Annotated in this window: 34 protein-coding genes; all 34 read left to right on the top strand. The window is 40.0% G+C overall.

Translation table 11 applies throughout. The features are described 5' to 3' along the window. Positions 1-44: 44 nt before the first annotated feature. Positions 45-941 carry a hypothetical protein gene (locus J671_RS16345; protein WP_031982898.1) on the top strand — a complete coding sequence of 299 codons (897 nt, stop codon included), beginning with the start codon at positions 45-47 and terminating at the stop codon, positions 939-941. A 170-nt stretch (positions 942-1,111) separates the two neighbouring features. Next, positions 1,112-1,414, top strand: a complete 303-nt coding sequence (locus tag J671_RS16340) for a hypothetical protein (protein WP_031982895.1) — start codon at positions 1,112-1,114, stop codon at positions 1,412-1,414. 120 nt (positions 1,415-1,534) lie between these two features. Further along, positions 1,535-1,765: a hypothetical protein gene (locus J671_RS16335; RefSeq protein WP_017724764.1), complete on the top strand. Its 231-nt coding sequence runs from the start codon at positions 1,535-1,537 to the stop codon at positions 1,763-1,765. 188 nt (positions 1,766-1,953) lie between these two features. After that, positions 1,954-2,184 (top strand): hypothetical protein, encoded by a 231-nt coding sequence (locus J671_RS25815; protein WP_316249722.1) that lies wholly within the window; start codon positions 1,954-1,956, stop codon positions 2,182-2,184. 101 nt (positions 2,185-2,285) lie between these two features. After that, positions 2,286-2,672 (top strand): hypothetical protein, encoded by a 387-nt coding sequence (locus J671_RS16325; protein ID WP_000693736.1) that lies wholly within the window; start codon positions 2,286-2,288, stop codon positions 2,670-2,672. A 37-nt stretch (positions 2,673-2,709) separates the two neighbouring features. Beyond that, positions 2,710-3,240 (top strand): hypothetical protein, encoded by a 531-nt coding sequence (locus J671_RS16320; RefSeq protein WP_000433061.1) that lies wholly within the window; start codon positions 2,710-2,712, stop codon positions 3,238-3,240. Beyond that, on the top strand, positions 3,230-3,412 hold the full coding sequence (locus J671_RS16315; protein WP_000063944.1) for a hypothetical protein: 183 nt from the start codon (positions 3,230-3,232) through the stop codon (positions 3,410-3,412). Before J671_RS16320 ends, J671_RS16315 begins: the two co-directional genes overlap by 11 nt. Further along, a complete protein-coding gene (locus tag J671_RS16310) occupies positions 3,405-3,767 on the top strand; it encodes a hypothetical protein (protein ID WP_000503081.1) in 363 nt (120 codons plus the stop codon). The genes J671_RS16315 and J671_RS16310 overlap by 8 nt, the downstream gene beginning before the upstream one ends. Further along, complete coding sequence (locus J671_RS16305) at positions 3,760-4,317, top strand: hypothetical protein (RefSeq protein WP_031982891.1); 558 nt, start codon at positions 3,760-3,762, stop codon at positions 4,315-4,317. Before J671_RS16310 ends, J671_RS16305 begins: the two co-directional genes overlap by 8 nt. After that, positions 4,295-4,585 carry a hypothetical protein gene (locus J671_RS16300; RefSeq protein ID WP_017724759.1) on the top strand — a complete coding sequence of 97 codons (291 nt, stop codon included), beginning with the start codon at positions 4,295-4,297 and terminating at the stop codon, positions 4,583-4,585. The genes J671_RS16305 and J671_RS16300 overlap by 23 nt, the downstream gene beginning before the upstream one ends. Further along, positions 4,515-4,814 (top strand): HNH endonuclease, encoded by a 300-nt coding sequence (locus J671_RS25185; RefSeq protein ID WP_031982890.1) that lies wholly within the window; start codon positions 4,515-4,517, stop codon positions 4,812-4,814. Before J671_RS16300 ends, J671_RS25185 begins: the two co-directional genes overlap by 71 nt. Beyond that, complete coding sequence (locus J671_RS16295; protein ID WP_031982889.1) at positions 4,811-4,993, top strand: hypothetical protein; 183 nt, start codon at positions 4,811-4,813, stop codon at positions 4,991-4,993. Before J671_RS25185 ends, J671_RS16295 begins: the two co-directional genes overlap by 4 nt. Positions 4,994-5,151: 158 nt before the next feature. Continuing rightward, positions 5,152-5,619: a terminase small subunit gene (locus J671_RS16290; RefSeq protein ID WP_031982887.1), complete on the top strand. Its 468-nt coding sequence runs from the start codon at positions 5,152-5,154 to the stop codon at positions 5,617-5,619. A gap of 9 nt (positions 5,620-5,628) precedes the next feature. Beyond that, positions 5,629-5,823 (top strand): hypothetical protein, encoded by a 195-nt coding sequence (locus tag J671_RS16285; protein ID WP_031982886.1) that lies wholly within the window; start codon positions 5,629-5,631, stop codon positions 5,821-5,823. A gap of 122 nt (positions 5,824-5,945) precedes the next feature. Beyond that, positions 5,946-7,637 carry a terminase large subunit gene (locus J671_RS16280; protein ID WP_031982885.1) on the top strand — a complete coding sequence of 564 codons (1,692 nt, stop codon included), beginning with the start codon at positions 5,946-5,948 and terminating at the stop codon, positions 7,635-7,637. Beyond that, complete coding sequence (locus J671_RS16275) at positions 7,634-8,866, top strand: phage portal protein (protein WP_031982882.1); 1,233 nt, start codon at positions 7,634-7,636, stop codon at positions 8,864-8,866. The genes J671_RS16280 and J671_RS16275 overlap by 4 nt, the downstream gene beginning before the upstream one ends. Then, positions 8,863-9,522, top strand: a complete 660-nt coding sequence (locus J671_RS16270; RefSeq protein ID WP_017393135.1) for an HK97 family phage prohead protease — start codon at positions 8,863-8,865, stop codon at positions 9,520-9,522. The genes J671_RS16275 and J671_RS16270 overlap by 4 nt, the downstream gene beginning before the upstream one ends. Next, complete coding sequence (locus tag J671_RS16265; RefSeq protein WP_031982881.1) at positions 9,515-10,714, top strand: phage major capsid protein; 1,200 nt, start codon at positions 9,515-9,517, stop codon at positions 10,712-10,714. The genes J671_RS16270 and J671_RS16265 overlap by 8 nt, the downstream gene beginning before the upstream one ends. Before the next feature lie 40 nt (positions 10,715-10,754). Beyond that, positions 10,755-10,925, top strand: a complete 171-nt coding sequence (locus J671_RS25955) for a hypothetical protein (RefSeq protein ID WP_171073492.1) — start codon at positions 10,755-10,757, stop codon at positions 10,923-10,925. After that, the gene (locus J671_RS16260; protein WP_031982879.1) at positions 10,922-11,209 is read left to right on the top strand and encodes a head-tail connector protein; all 288 of its coding nucleotides are present in this window, start codon (positions 10,922-10,924) and stop codon (positions 11,207-11,209) included. The genes J671_RS25955 and J671_RS16260 overlap by 4 nt, the downstream gene beginning before the upstream one ends. Beyond that, positions 11,210-11,566, top strand: a complete 357-nt coding sequence (locus tag J671_RS16255; RefSeq protein WP_031982877.1) for a phage head closure protein — start codon at positions 11,210-11,212, stop codon at positions 11,564-11,566. It begins immediately after the preceding gene. 3 nt (positions 11,567-11,569) lie between these two features. Then, a complete protein-coding gene (locus J671_RS16250) occupies positions 11,570-12,055 on the top strand; it encodes an HK97-gp10 family putative phage morphogenesis protein (protein ID WP_031982874.1) in 486 nt (161 codons plus the stop codon). Beyond that, entirely contained in the window at positions 12,055-12,426 is a 372-nt protein-coding gene (gene gp17 / locus J671_RS16245) for a tail completion protein gp17 (protein WP_031982872.1), read from the top strand. Before J671_RS16250 ends, gp17 begins: the two co-directional genes overlap by 1 nt. 76 nt (positions 12,427-12,502) lie before the next feature. After that, positions 12,503-12,976, top strand: a complete 474-nt coding sequence (locus J671_RS16240) for a phage tail tube protein (protein WP_031982870.1) — start codon at positions 12,503-12,505, stop codon at positions 12,974-12,976. Beyond that, a complete protein-coding gene (locus J671_RS16235) occupies positions 12,976-13,491 on the top strand; it encodes a phage tail assembly chaperone family protein, TAC (RefSeq protein WP_031982868.1) in 516 nt (171 codons plus the stop codon). The genes J671_RS16240 and J671_RS16235 overlap by 1 nt, the downstream gene beginning before the upstream one ends. Positions 13,492-13,526: 35 nt before the next feature. Further along, complete coding sequence (locus J671_RS16230; protein WP_031982867.1) at positions 13,527-13,739, top strand: hypothetical protein; 213 nt, start codon at positions 13,527-13,529, stop codon at positions 13,737-13,739. A gap of 87 nt (positions 13,740-13,826) precedes the next feature. Then, positions 13,827-14,348 carry a DUF4468 domain-containing protein gene (locus tag J671_RS16225; RefSeq protein WP_006581814.1) on the top strand — a complete coding sequence of 174 codons (522 nt, stop codon included), beginning with the start codon at positions 13,827-13,829 and terminating at the stop codon, positions 14,346-14,348. 64 nt (positions 14,349-14,412) lie between these two features. Next, the gene (locus J671_RS16220) at positions 14,413-14,982 is read left to right on the top strand and encodes a hypothetical protein (RefSeq protein ID WP_006581815.1); all 570 of its coding nucleotides are present in this window, start codon (positions 14,413-14,415) and stop codon (positions 14,980-14,982) included. A gap of 366 nt (positions 14,983-15,348) precedes the next feature. After that, complete coding sequence (locus J671_RS16215) at positions 15,349-19,041, top strand: transglycosylase SLT domain-containing protein (RefSeq protein WP_031982864.1); 3,693 nt, start codon at positions 15,349-15,351, stop codon at positions 19,039-19,041. 72 nt (positions 19,042-19,113) lie between these two features. Beyond that, positions 19,114-19,443: a hypothetical protein gene (locus J671_RS16210; protein WP_031982862.1), complete on the top strand. Its 330-nt coding sequence runs from the start codon at positions 19,114-19,116 to the stop codon at positions 19,441-19,443. Continuing rightward, entirely contained in the window at positions 19,436-19,777 is a 342-nt protein-coding gene (locus J671_RS16205; RefSeq protein ID WP_006581817.1) for a phage tail protein, read from the top strand. Before J671_RS16210 ends, J671_RS16205 begins: the two co-directional genes overlap by 8 nt. Before the next feature lie 53 nt (positions 19,778-19,830). Further along, complete coding sequence (locus tag J671_RS16200) at positions 19,831-21,006, top strand: pyocin knob domain-containing protein (protein WP_031982860.1); 1,176 nt, start codon at positions 19,831-19,833, stop codon at positions 21,004-21,006. Beyond that, positions 20,993-21,799, top strand: coding sequence for a phage minor tail protein L (locus J671_RS16195; RefSeq protein ID WP_031982859.1), 807 nt, complete (start codon positions 20,993-20,995; stop codon positions 21,797-21,799). The genes J671_RS16200 and J671_RS16195 overlap by 14 nt, the downstream gene beginning before the upstream one ends. 6 nt (positions 21,800-21,805) lie before the next feature. Further along, positions 21,806-22,138, top strand: a 333-nt coding sequence (locus tag J671_RS16190) for a C40 family peptidase (protein ID WP_212752946.1), incomplete at its 3' end; no start/stop codon positions are given.

Genomic DNA, 22,138 nt, shown 5'->3' with positions numbered 1-22,138 from the left:
GTAATTCAGATAATTGTATGAAGATTAAACAACGGTGAGCAAGAATGATAGAAAATCCGCAACATTTTAATTTAATAACAAATTTTGAAGAAATCACATCTAGACCTAATTTTGTTGAAAAAGTGACGATTGCTAGGGGTGAGGATGTTCAAAACACTATCTCTGATTTAGTTGGTTTTTATGTATTAAGGGATTTTGTTAGTTGTGGAATTTCTAGTTGCGGTAGAAAGCACCAAAAGGGTTATATCGCAGCACTGCATGATGGCAATGAAATTATCATTGGCCATAAGTGCGGGAAAAAACACTTTGGTGTGACCTTTGATGAAAAAGCTAAACAGTTCAAGCATCTTAGAGACAATGCTAATCAATATCTGCAAATTAAGGCAATGTTTGAAAAGCTGCCACAGTTAAAGGAAAGTCTAGAAAGAATTTTGAACCAGTCGGGCAAAATGACATTTTTGCAAATAAAGATGGCAGTAAAGAGCTTTAAAGAAGATGCATTGGATTGCTGGATACGAATGAGAATTAGGCAAGAGGTAACAAGCAACGGATCTATTTTTATTGATTACTTCAAAACAAAAGAAGAAATCAATGCTGAAATCCTAAGTGGTAGAAAGAACATCTCAGACATCAAGCGGGTTTTGGTCGCAAATATTGCTGAATATGATGTTATCGCCAATTGGCATAATGCTGAAAGGTTAAAGGACTACTTTGATCGTCTGTACAGGGAAATCAAGAACCCCAACCAAATGGACGGGGTGGCAATTAAGGCATTATTTAAAAAACTTAGACAGCATGACCAAAATTTAAGGGAGTTGGAGGACTATATAAAAAGAGGTAATCGCTTATTTACCCCTGAAAACCTAGTTCAATTCGCCGTATTATTTACGAAACCATATGAGCAAAAAATTATTGAGAAATATGCAAATAATTTTGCTTGAACACTTGACCCTGATCAGGGCTAGTGGTATTTTTGTGTTAAAGTTGTGCGAAGTGTAAATAAGGTGCAACTAAATTAGTAAGTAACCCTTGCACCATACGCAAGAAGGCGAAACTAGATTAAAGCCTGTCATTGAGTTGATGGGCTTTTTGCGTTTCTGGAGAATCAAAAATGGGCAATACATGGCACGCTGATCAAGATAATAATATGCGCCCAGATGTTGAAGGGTTGCCTTGTCCATTCTGTGGATGTACTCATGGTTTAGCAGTAGATTCAGATTCTCATGATTTAAAAGAACATGGAGTGATTTGGTCAGCTCGCGCATTTTGTCATGAATGTGGTTCACAAAGTCCAAGTACACATGTAACCACTTGGCCTGATCATCCTTTAAATGAAGAGCGACTTTATGTTGACTGGGAAAATGAACGTGAGGTGGTAAATCTCGCCGTTAAGATCTGGAATATACGAGTTTAACTTTTATCTCGCGAGAGGTGCTTTGTTGGGGCACCTCTCAATTTTGCCGAACGGATTACGGCGCATAAAGCCCTGCCAAATACTAGATATTGGCGGGGCTTTTATTTTTTCGGGGGATATATGAAAGCTAAAAAACTTTTAGAGAAGCTTGGTGCTAAGGGAATAAAAAAGATTCTTGAGAGTGCACACCAAGAAGCTGTTTATTTTGTGGATGAATGGAATGAGCATTTTAAGGTACATGGGTTTTACACAGATAAGTGTATTGTCGGTGTTCACAATCCACATTCACACTACAAATTGTCAGAATTAAAACAGGCATTGGGTGGCGAACATGGATACAAGCGAAGCTAAGAAAAATTTAAACAAATATTCGGATGAATTAAGCCGCTACCAGAACTTGTCTCGCACCGGGTTAAGCCGTGAAGAAATGCTTGTTATAGATCGAATCATCATTCGACTGAAAAACAAGATTAATAATTTACGGTCCATGTTGAATGCGTGATGCCAAACGATTAGCCGAAGTTCGCAAGCTGCCATGCATGAGATGTGGTGCACCAGCACCAAGCCAAGCCGCGCACTCTAATTCAAGCAAAGACGGTAAAGGCAGATCTATTAAGGCTTGCGACTCTAAAACTGTTTCTTTGTGTTTTTCCTGCCATCATTTATTTGATACTTATCAACTAGGGAGTAGACAGGAAAGCGAAGACTTATTTAATAAATGGCTTAAGCGAACCAACGCAATGCTTGAGTCAGAACAAGATTTATTTTGACTTATAAATAACCCAAACAAACCCATTAAAAGCGGTGGGTTTAATTGGGTTTTATCCGGAGCCGAGAGGCTATTTTTTTGTGTCTATAGAAAGGTAAAGCAATGAAAATAAAATTCTTGGCTATTGGCTTGATGTGCACAATGGCAATGGTTGGTTGTTCTCGTGATGCTCAAGTTGCATCTAAGAACTTGTCGTATGCGGCTGATAATTTTGAGTTAGATCGTAGAGTGGTTTTTTATAATGGGATCACCGGTGAATACATTTTAACAATTGAGGGTAAGTGTTCTTTTGATGCTGTCAGTGAGCGCAAGGTCGATGTGACCTGCAAAACTGGTGAGTCTGAATTTAAGAAACATTCATTAGGTATATCTGACAATGTAACTTATTTTTCTGAACAACTAACAAGTAAAGGTGTTAGCGCGTACCACTACAAGGTAGCTTTTAAACCACAATCAATAATTCCTGATGTTGATCTGAAAGTGAATTAATTCCATCGAATTCGAGGGAATTAATTTTGGAGGGAATATGGAACCAGCAACATTCCCAATCAATAGTTATTCAGGAATTGTTCAGGTAATTAACTATCTGAACAATAATCACTCCAAAGCAGCCGCAGAAGGCAAACCTTTAGTCGTTAGAATCAATCAGAAAGAAGACGATAGAAGCGCCGCACAAAACCGGCTTTACTGGGCTTGGCTTGAGCAGATCAAGCAAAAGACCGGTAACTCAAAGGATGACCTTCATTTACTTTTTAAGAAAAAGTTTCTTGCCCGGATCTATGTTGAAGGTCGGCAAGAGACTGCAGAAAAGTACATGGCTTTGCAGAACTTTAAAGATGTTATTCAAGCATTCGATGGACCTAAGCGCCGTCAACTTGAAAAGGATTACCAAGTTTTGGTTAATACCTTTATTAAAGACCATCTGCAAAGCAAGAAGGCCACCATTAAAGAATTCACCAAATATCTGGATAAGATCAACATCTATGCACATAGAGACTTGGGCGTGATGTTGATTATCCCGGATGACCTTAAGTGGTGTTATCAAAATGAGCAATGATTCAAATTTGCAAGATGTGGTGCTTAAACTGATAGAGCAAAACAATAAGCTGATTGAACAGAATAGCTTGATCGTCCAAATCAATGCAGAACAATCTGCTCAGTTATCCGAAGTTCTATTAATGCTTGAAGATAGTGAACCAGCACAACGGTCAGGATCACTAGATGGGTGATGTTATGAGCACAAGTGAATGTATTAGCTTTCAAGAGGCAGTAGAGATTGGGCTTCAGAAAGCAGCGGATAGTGAAAGAATAAAGGCTGAGGTTCAAAGCATTTTACAAGAGTTGAATTCAGTAGCTGCAAAAGCAACTAACAGAAATTTCATTTTATTTGATTTGTCTGAACCGGAAGTTAAACAACTGTCACCTCTTAAATTTGACTTCAATAACTATAGCTTTCCTATCGCCGTAAGGTGTGGAGCATTAGAAGTTGAATGCAATAGCATTTGTGAACTTGTTGAGTCAATAAAGCAATTTCTAAGATCAGCCTATTTTGGTGACTTTATAAGGATGAATATCAATGCCTAGAATTGTATCGGTTATACCGCCTAAAGATGACTCCAACATTACTAAAGCACAGGGTACAAAAATATTGCTTGATAATGGCGAGTACCTACGATGTGCCCACAAAATCACTTTAGTAGCAGAAGTTGATTCGCCGTGGAAAGCAATCATTGAAGTGTACCCATCTAATCAAGAGCAAATTAATGCATTGCTTGCAGATGTTGAGGTTATTAAACGTGACCAAGAATACAACCGCTTGGATGAGATTGAAAAGGAAATCCAGCAACTACAAGACGAGAAGGTGCTCATTGAACGCAAACACCGTCCAGAAGTAACAGGGCTTTCAATAGCTGGTGTAGCGAATGTACCAATGGAAGGGACTTTCTTGGTTGATAAAGGTGAGAGAGTTTTAAAGCCGCCTAAGAACGATGCTTTAACGGAGTTCCTTAAAAACAACCCTTCTCATTCAACAATCATTCCACCAGTAACAGGGCTGGTGAAAGATGAACAGGGTATTGTTCGCACCGTTCCAGATTCCAAAGGTGAGCAAGATGATTCAGAAGAGCATTATTAATAATCGCTTGGGGTTTTATGGATTAGATGGTCTTGAACAGCCGCATTTAATTATTGAGCCAGAAACTCCAGAAGTCCAGCGTAAACAATTGGAACTCCGTTTAGTTAGATTGATCCAAGAATATCAACGCAAGGGTTTAGATATCGATTGGATATCAATTGACTTACTTAATGGTGTAGATGCGCGAGTAAACTTAAATGAAACTCCAAACATTCAAGAACAAGTTACAGACGCTACAGGCACCCGCACAAACCCGGAAGAACCCTAAGCAAAACAATTGGGGTTCTGGTCGTGGTGGTCGTCCATGGCGCCGTCTTAAAGCTAAGATCCATTTACGTGACGAGTGGACTTGTCAATGTTGTGGCATTGTTACTAAAGACTTAGAGCTTGACCATATTGTGAATGTGGCAAGAGGAGGAACGGATGATGAATCTAACCTCCAGTCTCTTTGTGTTCCATGCCATAAGAAGAAAACCCAACAGGAGAGCCGACTATGATTACCCAAGATTTTATTAAAGGTGAAGTGGTTGCCTTGCTAGGTGCTTGGACTGACCTTATGACAGTTGAAAAGGTAGAGTATGGGAGGGTTTACTTTACGTCAGGCGATTATGCAGATTTAAGCAAGGTACGGCATGCAGAACCTGAAGAGATAGAAGCGGGTTGTAAGCTTTATTAAATATATTTGGGGTGCACCAAAATGATGCACAAAAATCCAGCAGGCAGGGGGGAGGTCAAAAGTTCCAAGCCCTTCGCCGTTGGACACCGCCCCCCCTCTCACTTATAAAAAAATTTCCCCTTTCATTAAAAGTTAAAGCAAAAGTTAAAGGTGATCCAATGGCATTAACCGAGAAAATGAAAAAGTTTGCTCGCGCCATTGTTGATGGTGCAACAAACAAAGAAGCTGCTATTTCAGCAGGTTACGAAGAAAAGACTGCTTCACAGCAGGGTTCAAAATTAAGAAATAATTCTGAGATTATTGTCTACATTGAAAAGTTAAAGGCTGAAAAAGAAGGCCGAACTTTAACTCCTGAGAAACCAAAAGTTAAAACTGAAAATAGTGGTGAATATGACAATCCTTTGAATGACGACGACTATGCAAAGGATGACCCACTTCAATTTCTAATCAATGTCATGAACAAAAGTGACGACATGTTCTTGCGCTTCAATGCAGCGAAAGCAGCCCTTCCATACGTCCACGGCAAAGTGGCCGAAAAGGGCAAGAAAGAAACCAAAGAGGATGCTGCTAAAGCTGCAACAAAATCAGGCAAGTTTGGCACTTTGAATAACCAATTACCTAGTTGAGGTGAATATATGTTTGGAATGTTAGAAAGTTTGACCAAGGCAGCAGTTTCTGTGGCTGTCGCTCCTGTAACTGCTGTAGTTGATGCAGTAATGATTCCTATTGATGTAAGTGAAGATGGTGAAGTTTTTCAAAGAACTAAATCAACCCTTAACAATGCAGCAGAAAACTTTAGCGATGCTGTGAAGCCAGAGAACAAAAAATAATTATGCCGCCTTCGGGCGGTTTCTTATTTGATAGCCAATTGTAATGTCTACAGTGTTGCGCAGCATGGGGATGGACACACCCTCAGTTGGCTATCAAATAGGTTGTATATCAAGGTAAATTTATGACCGCAATGCTTCCAGAATGGACAACCGCTTGCCCAGACTGGGAGGAGCGTATTGTTGCTAAACAGTCGCTCATGCCTTGTGAGCCATTATTTCCACAAGTTGCTGATGTTGCTGAGCGCATATTTAAAGAACTGATTCTTGTTGATGTGATGGGCAGCCCTAAAATGGGCGATGTCACATTGGATTGGGTAATTGAGTTTGTCCGAGCAATCTTTGGCTCATACAATCCAAATACAAAGCGTCGATTAATTCGTGAGTTCTTTCTTCTAATTTCTAAGAAGAATACCAAGTCCACGATTGCGGCAGGTGTGATGCTTGTTGCTTTACTTTTGAATGACCGCCTTTCTGCTGAACTGATTATCTTAGCGCCTACAAAAGAGGTTGCAGACAACAGCTTTAACCCAATTCGTGACTTTATCCGCGCCGATGAAGAACTTAGTGCACTGATCAATGTATCTGAGCACACAAAAACAGTTACGCATCTAGGTACCGGAGCAACACTTAAAGTTATTGCAGCAGAATCTAACGCCGCAGCAGGTAAAAAGGCCTCGATCATTTTGATTGATGAGGTTTGGCTCTTTGGTAAGCGTGCGAATGCGGAATCAATGTTTCGTGAAGCAAAGGGTGGTTTAGCATCACGTCCAGAAGGCTGTGTAATTTATCTGTCTACCATGTCGGATGAAGTGCCATGTGGTGTATTTAAACAGCTTTTAGATTATGCCCGTGATGTGCGTGATGGGATCAAAGAAGATAAGGCCTTTCTTCCTCTTATCTATGAGTTCCCAAAATATCTAGTTGAAGCAGGTGAGCACTTAAAGCCTGAGAACTTCTATATCACAAACCCAAACTTGGGTGCATCGGTTGACCTTGAATATCTAATTTCGGAATTTAACAAAGTTAAAGATGCTGGTGAAGAATCTCTTAGAGACTTCTTGGCTAAGCACTTAAACATCGAAATCGGCATGAACTTACGTGCTAACCGATGGGCAGGTGCTGAGTATTGGAATAAGCAAAAGCACGTTTTTGGGTTGGACCACATCATTGAGCAATCAGAACTTATAACTATTGGTATCGATGGTGGTGGTTTAGATGACTTGCTCGGATTAGCGGTTTTAGGTCGATTAAAGAAGGACCCACGCATTTGGTGGTTATGGAATCATGCATGGGCAAATAAGATTGCTTTAGAACGTCGCAAAGAAAACGTTCCCAAATATGAAGACTTCAAGTCTGAGGGTTCTCTTACCGTTGTTGATCGTGTAGGCGAGGACATTGACCAACTGGCAGCAATTGCCAAGAAGGTTTATGACAGTGGCAAGCTCAATAAGATCGGACTAGATCCATTGGGCTTAGGTGGCCTTTTAGATGGCTTGCTTGAGGCAGGCATTCCAGAGGAAAGTATGTTTGCAGTGCCACAAGGCTACAAGCTCATGTCTTACATCCTTACCACTGAGCGCAAATTAGCTGAAGGAAATCTCTACCATGCTGGACAACAGCTAATGACTTGGGCAGCAGGTAATGCCCGTGTCGTGATGGTTGGTAATGGTATGCGAATCACTAAACAGGAATCTGGTGTAGGGAAGATTGACCCATTAATTGCCACATTTAACGCAGTTGCTTTAATGAGCCTTAATCCAGTTGCCAAGAATTTAGACATTGATGATTATTTAGAGGACGTCGTGATAGCATGAGCGATTTACAAGACACGGGTTTTTGGACTCGTTTCTGGTCACGATTGACTGGAAGAACTCAATTAAAAAAAGGGGACACTTCATATCCTTTTGATAGTTATATTTCGTCAGGTGGTGCAGTTGTAACGCCTGAGACTGCTTTAAAACTGTCAGCGGTTTGGGCGTGTGTGAAATTACGTGCTGAAACTATCTCAACACTGCCTCTTCAACTTTATGATAATGAAAAGCGTATAGCTGTTGACCATTATCTTTATCGTATTTTGCATGATTCGCCGAATGCTGACATGTGTGCTAGTGAGTTTTGGCAGGTACAAAGCGCTTGTTTAGACTTGTGGGGGAACTCATTCAACCTAATCACAAAGCGGTCAAATGGCGAAGTGATAGCCCTAGAGCCACTTTTTCCAAGTGAAATGATTGTAAAGCGCAATAAATCAGGTTCAATTGAGTTTCATTACACTGAGAACGGCAAGACCACAATTTATTCTGAAGACAAGATCCTCCACTTTAAAGGATTCACTTTAGATGGGCTTGTTGGATTATCTGCTATCCAATTCTTTGCACAAACCATTGGTATGCAATTTGATGCTAATAACCAAGCACAAGATTGGTTCAAAAATGGCTTAAAAGTTGGTGGATTCCTTGAAACAGGTGAGCAAACACTAACTAAAGAACAACGTCAAAGAATGCGAAACAACTTAGCTGAGTTTAGCCGCCCTGAAAATGCAGGAAAGTACATGGTACTTGAGGCTGGCATGAAGGTTTCAGGTGCAAGCAGTATCCGTATTAATCCTGTTGATGCTCAGTTATTGGAGTCACGATACTTTGGTATTGAAGAAATCTGCCGTGCTTTTGGGGTTCCACCTCAGTTAATTGGGCACACTAATAAGGCTAGTTCATGGGCGTCAAGTCTAGAACAAACCAATCAGGGCTTTTTGACTTATGCACTTAACCCTCAATTAGTGCGCTATGAGCAAACAATCGCTCGCAAGCTACTTTTGCCTCAAGACAAATACAAATACCGTCCTAAATTCTCTGTAGATGGCTTGCTGCGCTCTGATGTAGCTAAGCGTGGTGATTTCTACGTAAAAATGACGCAGAACGGCTTAATGACGCGGAATGAAGCGCGAGAGTTGGAGGATTTGCCAGCATCTACAGATCCAGCGGCTAATAAGCTCACAGTACAGATGCAAATGGTGCCACTTGGAGAAAATCAGGGGAATCCTCAATGACTAGAAAAAGTTTTAATTTAGAGATCAAAGCCGTCCAAGAGGACGGTTTTTTTTCGGGCTATGGTGCCGTATTTGGAAATATAGATTGGTATAACGACGTAATTCTACCAGGTGCATTTACAGCGTCTATCGCAAAATGGCGCGCCAAAAATAAGATGCCGCCTGTTCTTTGGAACCATAACGATAGTGAACCTATTGGTGTCTACACAAACATCTATGAAGACGAAAAAGGCCTTTATGTTGAAGGCAAGTTACTTATAGATGACGTCCCAAGAGCCAAGTCTACTCATGCACTTTTAAAGGCTGGCGCTATAGACGGCCTAAGCATTGGCTACTCAACCAAAAAGGCTAATCAACAGACAAATGGCGTTCGCGAATTGGTTGAAGTTGACCTTAGCGAAATCTCGATTGTCACTCAGCCTGCAAATGAGCGCAGCCTCATCACTTCCGTTAAGTCCAAATTAGATGATGGCGAACTGCCAACATTACCAGAATTTGAAAAATTCTTGAGAGAGTCAGGATTTTCAAAAAACCAAGCTACTGCAATCGCTAGCAAAGGCTTGCGTTCTCTTCTGAGCGAGTCAGAGGAAGAAACCAAAGAAGCGAAATCAATTTCTAATGCTTTAAATATTTTAAAAGGAGTCAGCAATGTCTGAACAAAACCTAGAACAACTCGCTCAAGAGTTTAAGAAACACGTAGACACCGTTAAGGGTATTGCCGAAGAGTTTAAAGGCAAGCGTGAACATGGCGACAAAATTTCAGAAGATGCAAAAAATAAAGCAGATGAAGCCATTACCAAATGTAATGAGACTAAAGCTCGTTTAGATGAGCTAGAGCAAAAAATGGCGCGTCGACCAAATGACCAGCCTACTGAGCAAAAATCTTTAGGACGTCAATTTGTTGAATCTGAGCAATTTAAATCCCTCGTTGGATCAGCAGGTCAACGTGGTAAAGCTAACTTAGAAATTAAAGCCACCATTACCTCTGCAACTACGGATACGGCAGGGGCAGCAGGCGACTTGGTCCAAACTACACGAATTCCGGGGATTATTGCTCCACCTGACCGAAAGCTAACAATTCGCGACCTTCTAATGCAGGGCCGTATGGATGGAAATGCACTTGAATACGTGCGTGAGACTGGCTTTACAAATGGCGCTGGTATGGTAGCTGAAGGAACTAAAAAGCCTGAGTCTGACCTTAAGTTTGACCTTGTAAGTACAACTGCCAAAGTTATCGCACATTATATGAAAGCTTCGCGTCAGATCCTTGATGATGCTTCACAATTGCAGTCATACATTGATGGCCGTTTGCGTTATGGATTGGCTTTCAAAGAAGAGCAGCAAATTCTTAATGGTGACGGTACTGGTCAGAACTTACTTGGGATTATTCCTCAAGCGACTGCTTATGTTCGTCCTACAGGTGTAACACCATCACAAGAAACGATCATTGATACTTTGCGTTATGCAATGCTCCAAGCGATTCTTGCTGAATATCCTGCAAGTGGCCATGTTCTTAACCCGATTGACTGGGCAAGCATTGAAACTCTGAAAGACACAACTGGTCAATACATTATTGGTAATCCACAAGGTACATTAAACCCTACTTTATGGGGCCTTCCAGTTGTAGAAACTCAAGCAATCACAGCAGGTAAGTTCTTGACTGGTGCATTCTCAATGGGTGCTCAGATTTTCGACCGTTGGTTATCACGTGTTGAAGTTGCAACAGAGAACGAAGATGACTTTGTTAAGAACTTGGTCACAATCCTTGCCGAAGAACGTCTAGCTTTAGCTGTTTATCGTCCAGAGGCATTTGTATATGGCGACTTAAAACCTGTTGTTACACCTTAATTGGATAGGGGCGAAAGCCCCTTTCTTTTAGGAGATTGAAATGAAGTATGAAGTTAAGCGTGAACATTTTGGCGATCAGTTTTATAAAACTGGTGACACTCGCGAGGCTGATCCAGCAACAGTAAAACATTTGCTAGATAAAGGCGTTCTGGCAGAACCACAAGAAGAAAAGAAGCCAGTTAAAAGCACAAAACAGGTGAAATCAGAATGATTACTTTAGATCAGGCAAAACTACACTGTCGCATTGACGAAGATGATGAAGATTCGTTGATTATTAAATGGATTGCAGATGCAGAAGAGGTAATTCAAAACGATTTAGATCGTAAAGTGATTGTGAATGAGTCTGATCGAGTAGATGAAACTGATATCTTAGATAATGATTGGTTAGATTCAGCAAGACTAATTTATGTTCAATATCGGTATAGCCGAAGCACAGAAGGTAAGCCGAGAGCTTACTGGGATTTATTGCAAAAATTCAGAATTATGGGGGTTTAAATGTCAGATATTACCCCTAAATTGCGCCACCGCATCACCATTCAAAAGCCCATACAAACTCAAGATCAAAACACAGGTAAATTAATTACCTCATGGTCAAATCTTGCAACTATTTGGGCCGAAGTAACTGACTTATCAACCCGTGATGTTATTGCAGCCAAAGCAGCAAACAGCGCAATACAAGCCCGTGCAAAAGTGCGTTTTAGCAGCACTACAAAGCAGATTGATAGCACCATGCGAGTTTTGTTTGATGGCTACTATTACAAGATTGACGGCAAACCTATGCGAGATCCAGATTCGCGCCGTGAATATCTAACCATCAACTTATCAACTGGTGATAAAGCATGGAATGGGTGATTTATGGCTACTCAAATTCATGGTCTGGAGCCAGCATTGCGAAAAATGAGGGCAATTGGTAATGACAAGACTGTAAAACGTATCGCCCGTAAAGCGATGCGGCAGGCAATGAATATTGCAAGAGATGCAGCTCGTCAAAAAGTTAAACGCCTAGATGATCCAACCACTCCAGAAAAAATCTGGAAAGAAATTGTGGTTCAAAATGGCCGGAGTAGAAATAAAAACACTTTGGTTATGCGCGTGGGAGTGCGTGGTGGTGCACGTATCCCATATACAAACAATGCTCAAAATAGACGTGCTGGACGTGTTGGTCAAACTTACCAAGCGGACGGCCGAGTCTTTTACTGGCGATTCCTTGAGTTAGGCACCAGTAAACAGCCTGCTACTCCATTTTTACGCCCTGCTTTATACGAAAACATTGAACAAGTTACCGATAAATTTGTTCAAGTATTTAATTTTGAACTCAGCGTGGTTTTAGGTGCAGCTTAATGATTGATGTTCCAATTTTTAAATTAGCCAGAGCAGATCCAGCGGTTAAGGCTCTACTTGAAAGCGATGGAATTTTGCGAGTCTGGAAGTTTGGAAGTGCTCCAGATGAGCCACAAGCGCCATATGTGACATGGCAAACAATTTCTGGTGATTCAAATAGCAACCTTGATTCACGTCCTGTTTCGGACAATGTAATTATTCAAATTGATGTGTATGCAACGGATGAAGATGTAGTTGAACTAGTTGCAGAAGCAATTCGTTATGCAATTGAACTTGATTGTTATGTGGTTCGTTATGGCGAGGCAGATAAGGACCCCGTAACAGGAATGCCTCATTATTCTTTTGATGTTAGCTGGATCGTAAACCGCTAATAAAACTTAAACCATATTTTCACTTAGCACCCATTTCGGGTGCTTTTTTTATGCCTAAAATTAAGGAGCGCTCTTAATGGCTAATGTTAAAACTCAAAAAACACAGTTATTTACTGTGTTAAATGGTCAAGTGGTTCGTTTTGTTTGCTCTAAACGGATTGACTTGGGGCAAGATTCATTTCAAAAAATTGATGTAACTTGTCTTGATGCAGAATCAAAACAGTATGTTCGCGGTATGCGTGATCCTGGTGAAGGTGCAATAGAAATCGATTACGATGATACGAACACCAGTCATGACAAGTTAATTGAAATTGCCGAATCTGGAGAGATTTTAGAGTGGCATGTTGGTTCGGGTCATGCTTCCACCGCTCCAACTTATAATGCTACTACCGGTATTGATTTGCCAAAGGATCGTATGTGGTGGTCATTCAAGGGTTATATTAATCCTACTGCACCTAATGCATTTGAAGTCGATTCTGTAGTTGGTTATTCATTCACATTGATTCGTACTTCTGGCGTAACTCCAACTAAACGCACGGTGGCTCCATAATGGCTAAGATCAGCATTGCAGACTTAAAGCAGAGTGTAACTACTCTAAACGTTCCAGTTAAAAAAGCCGTCAAGTGGAATGTTGAAGCGACTGAAATTAATATTGAGTCACTAAAAAAATTGACGAAAAACAAATCATTAGAGCTTGGTGATATTGTTGAGCTTGAAGCTGATATTTTTGTCAAAAAAATGAACTTCAAGGAAAGTCGAGAGGCATCCAAGGCAATTGAATGGGATCTTAATTATGAGAATCTTGAGGATTCAAAGGTTAAGAAAATCGACTCAACTCACATGCAAGCTGCTCAATTACTTGGTTCAATTTGCTCGGATCAAAAGGGAACACCTTTTTTCTCAAGTGTTAATGACATCTATAAAGCAGAGCCTAGTTTAATAAATGCTATGTATGCTGCTGCTGATGAAGTTAATAATTTTTTGGGAAAGTCTCGGAAGAAGAGCTTGCAGACAGAGAACTCCTCATTGAACTCGTCCTCAATGGAATCGGTGGAAACACCTTAGAAGAAGCTGAACAAAAACTTTCACATAGAGAGTTGATGTATTGGAGAGCCTACCGTCAAAGGTATGGCTCTCTTTTCTTTGGGCGCCGTTTAGAGCAAAGCTTTGGAAGCTGGATGGCACATTACACAGGCTTCAAAGTTAAAGAGGGAACAAAAGTAGACCCTTATATATTTATGCCTCATGAAACGCCACCAGAAGACAACTCACTATCTTTAATTGATTATCTGGAAAAAGTAGCCAGTGATTAAGAAAATGATCAAAAAACCACTCAAAAGGGTGGTTTTTTAATAAACTGATTGTTATTTTGTCAAAACTTTATAACAAATGGTGAAATCATGAAGAAAATATTAGTTGCTGGTTTAATCGCTCTGGGTTTAGTGGGGTGTGCAACACCAATAACATCTACACAGCAGGCAATGCCTGAGGTATCGCAGGTAATAGAAATTCCAAATAAATCGAAAGATCAGATTTTTGAAGATTCAAAGATATGGATTGCTCAATCATTCAAATCCGCAAACAATGTCATCCAATATGCAGACAAAAGTACTGGTTCAATTATTGGGAAAGGAAATATTCAGTATCCTTGTGATGGTTTTATAGATTGTGGCGCTTTTGGCAACGATAAAGTTAACTTTACGATTAAAATCGATACCAAAGATAATAAGGCAAGAGTAACAATTAATGATGTTACTAGAACAAATTTGACCTATGTACAAGGTGGTTATAACGTGAATATGGGTAAAGAAGTTCCAATCAATATTATTCAGCACCAGCAAAAAATTGCTGTAAAACTTAATAGTGTGATCGATCAATACAAGACAGCAATTACATCAACTCAGTCCAATGCAAATTGGTAATTGAGATGAGCACTCATGCCATGAGTGCTCCTATTTTATTAAGTATTACATTGTAGTGGTTTATATGAAAAAAATTATTTTATTAGTTGCCGCAGTCGCTTTTTCTGCCTTTGTTCATGCCTCATCTGAATTAGAAGATAAACAAAATGCTCTTAATATGGTAAAGCAATATTCTGGGCTTGTTTCTTGTATGAGTTCTTTTGAAAAAGATCCGGAAAATGGACGACCCACTACTATTAAAGATGTAACAACAGTTAATTACGATAAAAAAAGTAATGAATATGTATTTTTTGTTTTATGGGTAGGGGATATGGGGTGTTCCGGTGGATCAGGGACCATGTCTAGCTTTGTAACTGAAGTTGCCAAACATGGAGGTGACTGGATGCCTTATACTATTCAAACTGATTTCGCTTTTGGTCAAGATGTTGGTATCAATTATGGATACATTGAATCTATCAAAAAAATTACTGCTAATAAATTTGAAGTTATAAGTTGGGATCACGCAGATAGTAAGTATGGTGGTGTGGATGGCGGGAGTAACTTTCCTGCAAATAAGTTTAAATATACGCTAGAGCGAGAGCGGTTTGAGCCTTGGAAAGTTACTCACCAAGCACTACTAGAGCAAAGAAAGTAGATGATAAAAAAGCACCTTAGGGTGCTTTTTTATCATCTTCTTGCTGATCGTAGGTTTCCCCGAGAGCCTCAAAAACTGCTTTGGCAGCAATATGGGCTAAGCGTTTACGTTCCTCAGCATCTCCAATAACTAGATGTGAGGCATCTCTATCATAAGAAAGGAAAGGTAATTACTCAATGTCTCGAGGGACGGTTTTACCCTGTAGATATGATTGAACTTTCAGAAATATTTGAAAGATTTTTTAACTTTTCACGAAGTAATGATCTTATGAGCATTGCTAGAAACATGAAATCGAAAATTAGCAACTAAATAGACTTATCTATAACCCGACCAAGTGTCGGGTTTTTTTATGTCTGGAGAAAAGGTATGGCGACAAATTCACTTGGCAGATTAACGCTTGATTTGGTTGTTCAAACAGCTAGTTTTACGGAACCATTAAGTAAGGCAGAGCGCCAAGCCCGAACATCGAGTCAAGGGATTGCTAATTCTTTAAATATTGCTGCTATTGCTGTAAGTGCATTGAGTGGAGCAGTGGCTGGTCTTTCAGTGGCTCAGCTTGTTAATTTTAGCGATCAAGTTATTCAGACTGGAAATGATATTCAAAAGTTTTCAAAACTTGCGAATGCTTCAGTGCGTGAATTTCAGTATTACGCCAAAGGGGCAGAAACTGCTGGAATTTCATTGGAATCTTTTGCAGATAAAATGAAAGACATGCAGGATCGTATAGGCGATTTTCAGCAAACAGGTGGTGGGCCTTTAGCTGACTTTTTCACCAATATTGCCCCTAAAGTTGGTGTAACGATTCAACAGTTTCAAAAGCTGTCCGGTCCAGAAGCACTTCAACTATTTTATAACTCATTGGAAAAAGCTGGAGCCTCTACCAATGATATGAAATTCTACATGGAAGCAATCATTTCAGATTCTTCTTTACTTATCCCATTGCTAGAAAATGGTGGTAAAGGTTTTAAAGAATGGGGCGATGCAGCTGAAAAAGCTGGCGCAATTATGACTGATGAATTGGTCGCGAATCTTTCGGAAGCAAAAAAACAGTTAATGCTGATGGATTTACAATGGCAGGGCTTAGAAAATCGCCTAATAAATAATGTAGTTCCAGCAGTCAAAATGGTTATTGATAATTGGGATGATATTAAAGCGGTAACTATTGCCGTATCTGCTGGCATTGCAACTAGATTTGTTCCTGCTTTGGTTGTCGCTACATATCAACTTGGGCAAACTGCTATTTTTGCAGTTCGTGCGGGCGTGGGCTTAGCAAGCTTTGCTAGGAATGCTGGAGCTACTGCTAGTGTTATGGCTTTACTTGGTGGTCCCGCTGGATTGGCAATGTTAGCAACACAAATTGCTGTAGCTGGTGGTGCATATTATCTAATGACTCAACAGACTAAGGACGCTACAGAGGCGCTGAGTGACCAAGGTCTTACAATTGATGAGTTAAAGGAAAAATATAAAAGCTTTACCGCAGCACAGTTAGCTATAAAAGGTATTGAGGCAAGTGAGGAGGTTGAAAAACAAACCAAAGAACTAAAAAGTCTTCTTACAGCGTTAGAACAATTTGAAAACGACTTGAAAGTTCAAGGTGATATTAAGCAATTTACAGCGATTCAAGCGTACCTTGCTAGCTTAAAACAAGGTGGGGATGAAGCTAAGAATGCTTTTGCGGAGCTTCAAAAACAAGGCTTGGTTAGTGAGAGTACACTTAAGTTTGTTGCAGAATTAGATACAAAAATTAATGCTGCAAATAACTCTATAGATCGTCAAAAAGAGATCCAAAAATTAGTTAAAGATGTTACTGATGAGACAACTAAATCACAGCAAGCTCAAACAAAAGCTGTCAAAGACTCTACTGAGGCATGGCAATCACTGACACAAAAACAACGTGAATACATTACCCAAGCTAAACAAGATGTACTTAGAGAAGGGTATATAAAGACACTTGTAAGAGAGGGGGTAAGTGTAGATAAAGCGAATGTTTATGCAGATGCACAAGTCGCAACAAATGGAGAAGATGCTTTTAAAGCACCATTGTCAAAGGATGTGCTACTTGCTGCCCGCGAAAACTTCAATCTAAAAAATTATACTTTTAGTAAAGACCAGTTGGCGGCAATTGCTCGTGCACAAGGTATTGCTAAGGCAAATAATTTTGCTCAGATTGAAAGTTTGTATGGTTTGCCTGCTGGAACACTTGCTGCCTTGATTCTTCAAGAGTCTGGGGCGAATGCTGGAGCAAAAAGTCATACTGGGGCAATAGGTCTTTTCCAAACAACGAGTGTGTTTAGAAAGCAGTATGGTCTTAATTCAAAAAGTTCGATTGAAGAAGTTGCAACAGCAGCGGCAAAAGACTTGCAAAAACACTACCAAGATTTTGGTGATCGTGCAAAAGCCTTAATGGCCTACAATGCAGGTGCAGGTGGCTTAAGAACCTATTTGAAAGGTGGTCTATCAGATAGCAAGCGCAAAGAGGTTGCTGGTTACGTACCCGGTTTCCAAAAATGGTTCGCCGGAGTATCTGGAAAATCTACTGTAGACAATTCAATTTTAATGCCTACACAGGCAGATCAACTTGAATTAATTAATAAGGCTGCTGAATCTCAAAAAGCCATTGATGATGCTAAAAAAGATGTCGATGCTCGGTATTACACCGAAGCTCAACGACTTGCAAAAGAGCATCAAGATAATATTGAAAAGATTACCTTCGCCTATGCTGGAACACCACAGTTAAAGGAAAAATTGGCTCAAGAGAATGCTTTATATGCCGCTCAAATTGCAAAACTTGAGTCCGATAAAAAGGAGGAGTACAACCAGTACTTTGCTTTTGAAACTGATCGAATCAAGCAGATTGAACAAAACTTTGATCGACAAAAAGAGTTAATCGACTCTAATGCCGAGTATGAGTACGGGAAATCGAAAAAAGCTTTAGAGATTAAAGCTGCTCTTGAGCGTCAAAAACAAGTTGAAATTGCTGCCGTAAAACGCGAAGAAGATGCACAAATTCAGTCGGCGTTTGAGGGTTATCTAAATCAGACTGAAATTGTTGTGAAGCGTTACCAACGTGAACGTGAAGAAATACTTCAAACTTATAGTTTAAGTAAACGTGTTCGCGAAGAGATGGCAAAATCTAAGGATTATGCAATTTTTGAAACTTTAAACCAAGCTTCTGACAGCGTCTTTCAAGTTGGTCAGAACTCTGCTCAATCTCTATTTAATAGACTTAATCCTGAAGAGTTTTCAAAGTTTAATTTGCAAAATCAATATTCTTCAGATTATGGTGGTTTAAAACAGGCATATGATGATCAGGTATCTGGGATAAATGCAAAAGCCGACAACAGTATTTTTCTGGAATCTGAAGTAACTAGAAAACAAGAGCTTCTAAATGCACATGAGCAGTATTTGCAATCGAAAGCCGCACTTGATGCAGAATACGCACAAAAAGAACGTGATTTGGATCAACAGAATTTTGAAACCAAGATGCAAGTTTATTCGCAAATTGCTGGAATGACTGGGCAGGTCTTTTCAGACATGACCGCACTATTAGAGCAAAGTGTTGGGAAGTCAAATGCACTTTACAAAACTATGTTCTTTGCCTCTAAGGCTGCTTCAATAGCTCAAGCAATTGTTAACACGGAAGAGGGGGCTACAAAAGCACTGGCACAAGGTGGCGCTTATGGAAGTGTATTGGCTGGAGTTGTTAGGGCAACAGGTTATGCTTCAGTTGGTATCATGGCAGCTCAAACAATCCAAGGTATGGCTCATAACGGTATAGATAATATCCCGCGTGAAGGTACATGGCTTTTAGATGGTGGTGAACGTGTTTTAAATCCGCAACAGAACAAAGATTTGACGAATTATTTAAATAATCGTCAAAACGGGCCTAGTGAGGGCAATGTGCAAATCAGTCAACAGATTACGTTTGCTGATGGATCCGCAAGTGTCAATACACAAGGGCAAAAGCAAATTGCTGAATCTCTAAATAATGCAATGAACGATTGGGCTAGACGAGAAAGCCGTCAAGGTGGGGTCTTGTTTAATCTTGTGAGACGTTAATTACCCAAGTTTAACCACTTAAAACCAAATAAACCCACTCTCCTGAGTGGGTTTTTTAATGGGAGTACAAAAGTGAAAAAGTACATTATGACTTTTCTGCTTGCTTTAATGATTGCTGTAGTTTTCTACATAAGTGCAAATTTAATTGATTTTAATCTAATTGAATATGCAACGGGTTTCGTCTTTGGATTGTCATTCACCCTCATTTTTAAAAAACAATCTAAGAGTTCTAAAGCAGCAGAGCTACTAAACAAACATGTAAAAGAATGGGCAGTTCGTGAAAGTAGGCGTGGGGGGTTATTTGCTCCAGATCAAAATACGCAGGATCTTGAAAGTTGCAAAAAACGTTTTAAAGACAGATCAGAAACTATGAAAATTGATTGGCCAAAAAAACATGAGTAATCGTAAATTCACTTGGTGCCAAGACTTAGAAGGTAACTCAGGTTCGCAGAGCTTTAATACTTTGTCATCTAAGTTTGGTGATGGGTATGAGCAAAATGTCTCAATAGGAATCAATAACCGATCTGGCACATGGCAATATTCGCGAACAGCAAAAAAAGCTGAAATCATGCAAATCAAAGCATTCTTTGATGATCACAAAGGAGCTGACTCGTTTCTTTGGGATTCACCACTAGACGGTGAAGTCCGAGTTAAAACAGGCGAATATCAACCCCGTTGTTTAGGTGGTGATATTTGGCAAATCTCTACGACATTCACCCAAGTCTTTTATCCTTAACTTTTAATCTCTTCAAAGCCCCTTTTTAGGGGCTTTTTTATGCGAGTAAGAAAATGACCATTCAAACAGTAAATTTAGGCACTGCCCCAACGGGTGCGGGTGGCGACACATTCCGCTCTACTGGCGCAAAAATGAATGAAAACTTTACGAATAACACCCATGCAGCTAGTCGTTATGTAGGTACCGCTGCCGGGAATGTAATGGAAGTAGGTGCTTTTGGAGTTGGAAAGTCAATTCGACTGGGTAGTCAAAAATTATCAACATTGAGAGGAAATGGTAATGCCTTTTATTGGCAAAATAATGGTAATAATATTTCAAGTGCTGGAGACTATCCAGACAACAATTCTCAGGCAATTATTAATTTAGATATTAACGATTCAACTGATGCTTGTGCACAATTAAGCATAACACATAACTCCGATATGTATGTCAGGTCTGTAAACTGGAATGTAAATACGTTTCAGCCGTGGCGTAAAATTTTGTCGTCAAAAAATACAACAGTGGATGCAAATGGTTTCATCAAGTCAGCATCTCCGATTGTTAAGCTATTTGCCGATAAAATTGAGCCTAATGACGAAGCCTCTGAACAGCCTCTCTCTTTTGAAAAGCTCGATGTAGGGCACTACTTGCTAAAAGGAACGTCAGGTTTTGCGAAGGAAGGTTGGTGGATTGAAATTCCGACCGACACTCACGGCAATAAGATTTGTGCAGTTGAATATCAGACATTGGAAAATGGTGATCTTGAAATTAAAACATACAAGAAAAAAATGAATGAAGAGGGTGACATTGTTGCTAATCTTGATGCACCAATCGATATTCCAAACAATGCAAACGGTGAGCCGCGCTGGATCGATATTCGATTAAACAGCATTAAAAAGACAGTCGTCAGAAAAATTCCAAGAACAGAAAAACAACCGCGTATGGTTCAGCAAGTAAAGTATGCACCGCAATTGACCTATATCACTAAATACGAAGATTTATTTGATGATGAAGGAAAAGCTGTAATTGTGGATGGCAAGAACTATAAAAAGCCAGTAACCCACATTCAAACTGATCAAAACGGCACACCCATCCTATCAAATCAACCAGTCATTAATGAAAATGGTGAACCAGTATTCGAATGGGTGCAAGCAGTAGATAGTGAAGGAAATCCTGTTTTTGATGATGTGCCAGTCTTAGACAAAGATGGAAATCCAATCTATGACGAGGTGACTTATGACCCTGAATAGTGATTTCCAGAAGCTTTATGTAGATGGATTAATCCATTTGTATGAATTAGATGCCAGCAGTTTAGGTGCTGGCATTTTACGTTTTCATGGCCATATAGCTTTTCAAGACTGGGAGAAAATCTACTCTTCAATTGGTTCAAGTGGTCTGATCGGTGCCGACTCTGGCAGCATTGGCAAAGTTTTTGATGCTGGCGATCAAAAAGTATGGAACCGCAATATTATTTGGCAAGGTCAAGTATTTGAGCCTATGGCTTTGGAAGTATCTGGCCTTGAAATGCGTTCGGACGGTAAAGCTTCAGCACCAACTTTAAGCATGGCCAACAATATCAACGGCATTCAAAATGCTGTGTCTGCTTACTGTTTGCAGTTTAAAGACTTTGCTGGTGCAAAACTTAAAGTGATTACCACACTTGCTAAATACTTAGATGCTGAAAACTTCACAGAAGGCAATCCAATTGCATCGAATGAATCAAAAGAGCAAATCTGGTACATCGAGCAAAAGACATCTGAAAATGCACAACAAGTGACTTTCGAGCTGTCCAATCCAATCGATTTTGAGGGTTTAAAAATCCCAGTTCGCCAAATAACTTCACTTTGTCATTGGTGCATGGTCGGGAAGTACCGGGGTGAGGAATGCGGTTACACAGGTGTAGCAATGTTCACTGATAAAGATGAGCCAACTGATAATCCGGCACTTGATCGATGCGGAGGACGTTTACGTTCTTGCCGATTGCGATTTGGTGAAAATAAACCGCTGCCATTTGGTGGTTTCCCGGCTTCAAGCTTATTGTGAGGTTTTATGAAACTGACGGCAAAACATAAAAAAGCAATCATGGCGCATGCTGATGAATGCTATCCGCTTGAATGCTGTGGTGTGATTGTTGATAAGCAATATATCGCTTGTCGCAATATTGCCGAACAATCTGATCAATTTGAAATTCATCCCGAGGATTTGGCAAGTGCTGAAGATCAAGGCGAAATCTTAGCTTATGTTCACTCTCATCCAGATGGAACAACAAAAGCTTCGGAACTTGATCTGATTCAAATTGAGTTACATCAAAAGCCGTGGGTAATTTGTTCATATCCGGATCTGGATTTTCAAGTTTATGAACCATTTGGTTATCGCGCCCCT

This window comes from Acinetobacter sp. 1130196 (assembly GCF_000588095.1).
Lineage (GTDB): Bacteria > Pseudomonadota > Gammaproteobacteria > Pseudomonadales > Moraxellaceae > Acinetobacter > Acinetobacter nosocomialis.
Note: the sequence above shows the minus strand (reverse complement) of the source record. Positions and strands in the feature narration are given on the sequence as shown.

What these genes read in the sequence shown, in the direction of transcription:
- J671_RS16345 (WP_031982898.1), top strand. Translation starts at nt 45, where the DNA reads ATGATAGAAAATCCGCAACATTTTAATTTAATAACAAATTTTGAAGAA.
- J671_RS16340 (WP_031982895.1), top strand. Translation starts at nt 1,112, where the DNA reads ATGGGCAATACATGGCACGCTGATCAAGATAATAATATGCGCCCAGAT.
- J671_RS16335 (WP_017724764.1), top strand. Translation starts at nt 1,535, where the DNA reads ATGAAAGCTAAAAAACTTTTAGAGAAGCTTGGTGCTAAGGGAATAAAA.
- J671_RS25815 (WP_316249722.1), top strand. Translation starts at nt 1,954, where the DNA reads ATGAGATGTGGTGCACCAGCACCAAGCCAAGCCGCGCACTCTAATTCA.
- J671_RS16325 (WP_000693736.1), top strand. Translation starts at nt 2,286, where the DNA reads ATGAAAATAAAATTCTTGGCTATTGGCTTGATGTGCACAATGGCAATG.
- J671_RS16320 (WP_000433061.1), top strand. Translation starts at nt 2,710, where the DNA reads ATGGAACCAGCAACATTCCCAATCAATAGTTATTCAGGAATTGTTCAG.
- J671_RS16315 (WP_000063944.1), top strand. Translation starts at nt 3,230, where the DNA reads ATGAGCAATGATTCAAATTTGCAAGATGTGGTGCTTAAACTGATAGAG.
- J671_RS16310 (WP_000503081.1), top strand. Translation starts at nt 3,405, where the DNA reads ATGGGTGATGTTATGAGCACAAGTGAATGTATTAGCTTTCAAGAGGCA.
- J671_RS16305 (WP_031982891.1), top strand. Translation starts at nt 3,760, where the DNA reads ATGCCTAGAATTGTATCGGTTATACCGCCTAAAGATGACTCCAACATT.
- J671_RS16300 (WP_017724759.1), top strand. Translation starts at nt 4,295, where the DNA reads ATGATTCAGAAGAGCATTATTAATAATCGCTTGGGGTTTTATGGATTA.
- J671_RS25185 (WP_031982890.1), top strand. Translation starts at nt 4,515, where the DNA reads ATGAAACTCCAAACATTCAAGAACAAGTTACAGACGCTACAGGCACCC.
- J671_RS16295 (WP_031982889.1), top strand. Translation starts at nt 4,811, where the DNA reads ATGATTACCCAAGATTTTATTAAAGGTGAAGTGGTTGCCTTGCTAGGT.
- J671_RS16290 (WP_031982887.1), top strand. Translation starts at nt 5,152, where the DNA reads ATGGCATTAACCGAGAAAATGAAAAAGTTTGCTCGCGCCATTGTTGAT.
- J671_RS16285 (WP_031982886.1), top strand. Translation starts at nt 5,629, where the DNA reads ATGTTTGGAATGTTAGAAAGTTTGACCAAGGCAGCAGTTTCTGTGGCT.
- J671_RS16280 (WP_031982885.1), top strand. Translation starts at nt 5,946, where the DNA reads ATGACCGCAATGCTTCCAGAATGGACAACCGCTTGCCCAGACTGGGAG.
- J671_RS16275 (WP_031982882.1), top strand. Translation starts at nt 7,634, where the DNA reads ATGAGCGATTTACAAGACACGGGTTTTTGGACTCGTTTCTGGTCACGA.
- J671_RS16270 (WP_017393135.1), top strand. Translation starts at nt 8,863, where the DNA reads ATGACTAGAAAAAGTTTTAATTTAGAGATCAAAGCCGTCCAAGAGGAC.
- J671_RS16265 (WP_031982881.1), top strand. Translation starts at nt 9,515, where the DNA reads ATGTCTGAACAAAACCTAGAACAACTCGCTCAAGAGTTTAAGAAACAC.
- J671_RS25955 (WP_171073492.1), top strand. Translation starts at nt 10,755, where the DNA reads ATGAAGTATGAAGTTAAGCGTGAACATTTTGGCGATCAGTTTTATAAA.
- J671_RS16260 (WP_031982879.1), top strand. Translation starts at nt 10,922, where the DNA reads ATGATTACTTTAGATCAGGCAAAACTACACTGTCGCATTGACGAAGAT.
- J671_RS16255 (WP_031982877.1), top strand. Translation starts at nt 11,210, where the DNA reads ATGTCAGATATTACCCCTAAATTGCGCCACCGCATCACCATTCAAAAG.
- J671_RS16250 (WP_031982874.1), top strand. Translation starts at nt 11,570, where the DNA reads ATGGCTACTCAAATTCATGGTCTGGAGCCAGCATTGCGAAAAATGAGG.
- gp17 (WP_031982872.1), top strand. Translation starts at nt 12,055, where the DNA reads ATGATTGATGTTCCAATTTTTAAATTAGCCAGAGCAGATCCAGCGGTT.
- J671_RS16240 (WP_031982870.1), top strand. Translation starts at nt 12,503, where the DNA reads ATGGCTAATGTTAAAACTCAAAAAACACAGTTATTTACTGTGTTAAAT.
- J671_RS16235 (WP_031982868.1), top strand. Translation starts at nt 12,976, where the DNA reads ATGGCTAAGATCAGCATTGCAGACTTAAAGCAGAGTGTAACTACTCTA.
- J671_RS16230 (WP_031982867.1), top strand. Translation starts at nt 13,527, where the DNA reads ATGTATTGGAGAGCCTACCGTCAAAGGTATGGCTCTCTTTTCTTTGGG.
- J671_RS16225 (WP_006581814.1), top strand. Translation starts at nt 13,827, where the DNA reads ATGAAGAAAATATTAGTTGCTGGTTTAATCGCTCTGGGTTTAGTGGGG.
- J671_RS16220 (WP_006581815.1), top strand. Translation starts at nt 14,413, where the DNA reads ATGAAAAAAATTATTTTATTAGTTGCCGCAGTCGCTTTTTCTGCCTTT.
- J671_RS16215 (WP_031982864.1), top strand. Translation starts at nt 15,349, where the DNA reads ATGGCGACAAATTCACTTGGCAGATTAACGCTTGATTTGGTTGTTCAA.
- J671_RS16205 (WP_006581817.1), top strand. Translation starts at nt 19,436, where the DNA reads ATGAGTAATCGTAAATTCACTTGGTGCCAAGACTTAGAAGGTAACTCA.
- J671_RS16200 (WP_031982860.1), top strand. Translation starts at nt 19,831, where the DNA reads ATGACCATTCAAACAGTAAATTTAGGCACTGCCCCAACGGGTGCGGGT.
- J671_RS16195 (WP_031982859.1), top strand. Translation starts at nt 20,993, where the DNA reads ATGACCCTGAATAGTGATTTCCAGAAGCTTTATGTAGATGGATTAATC.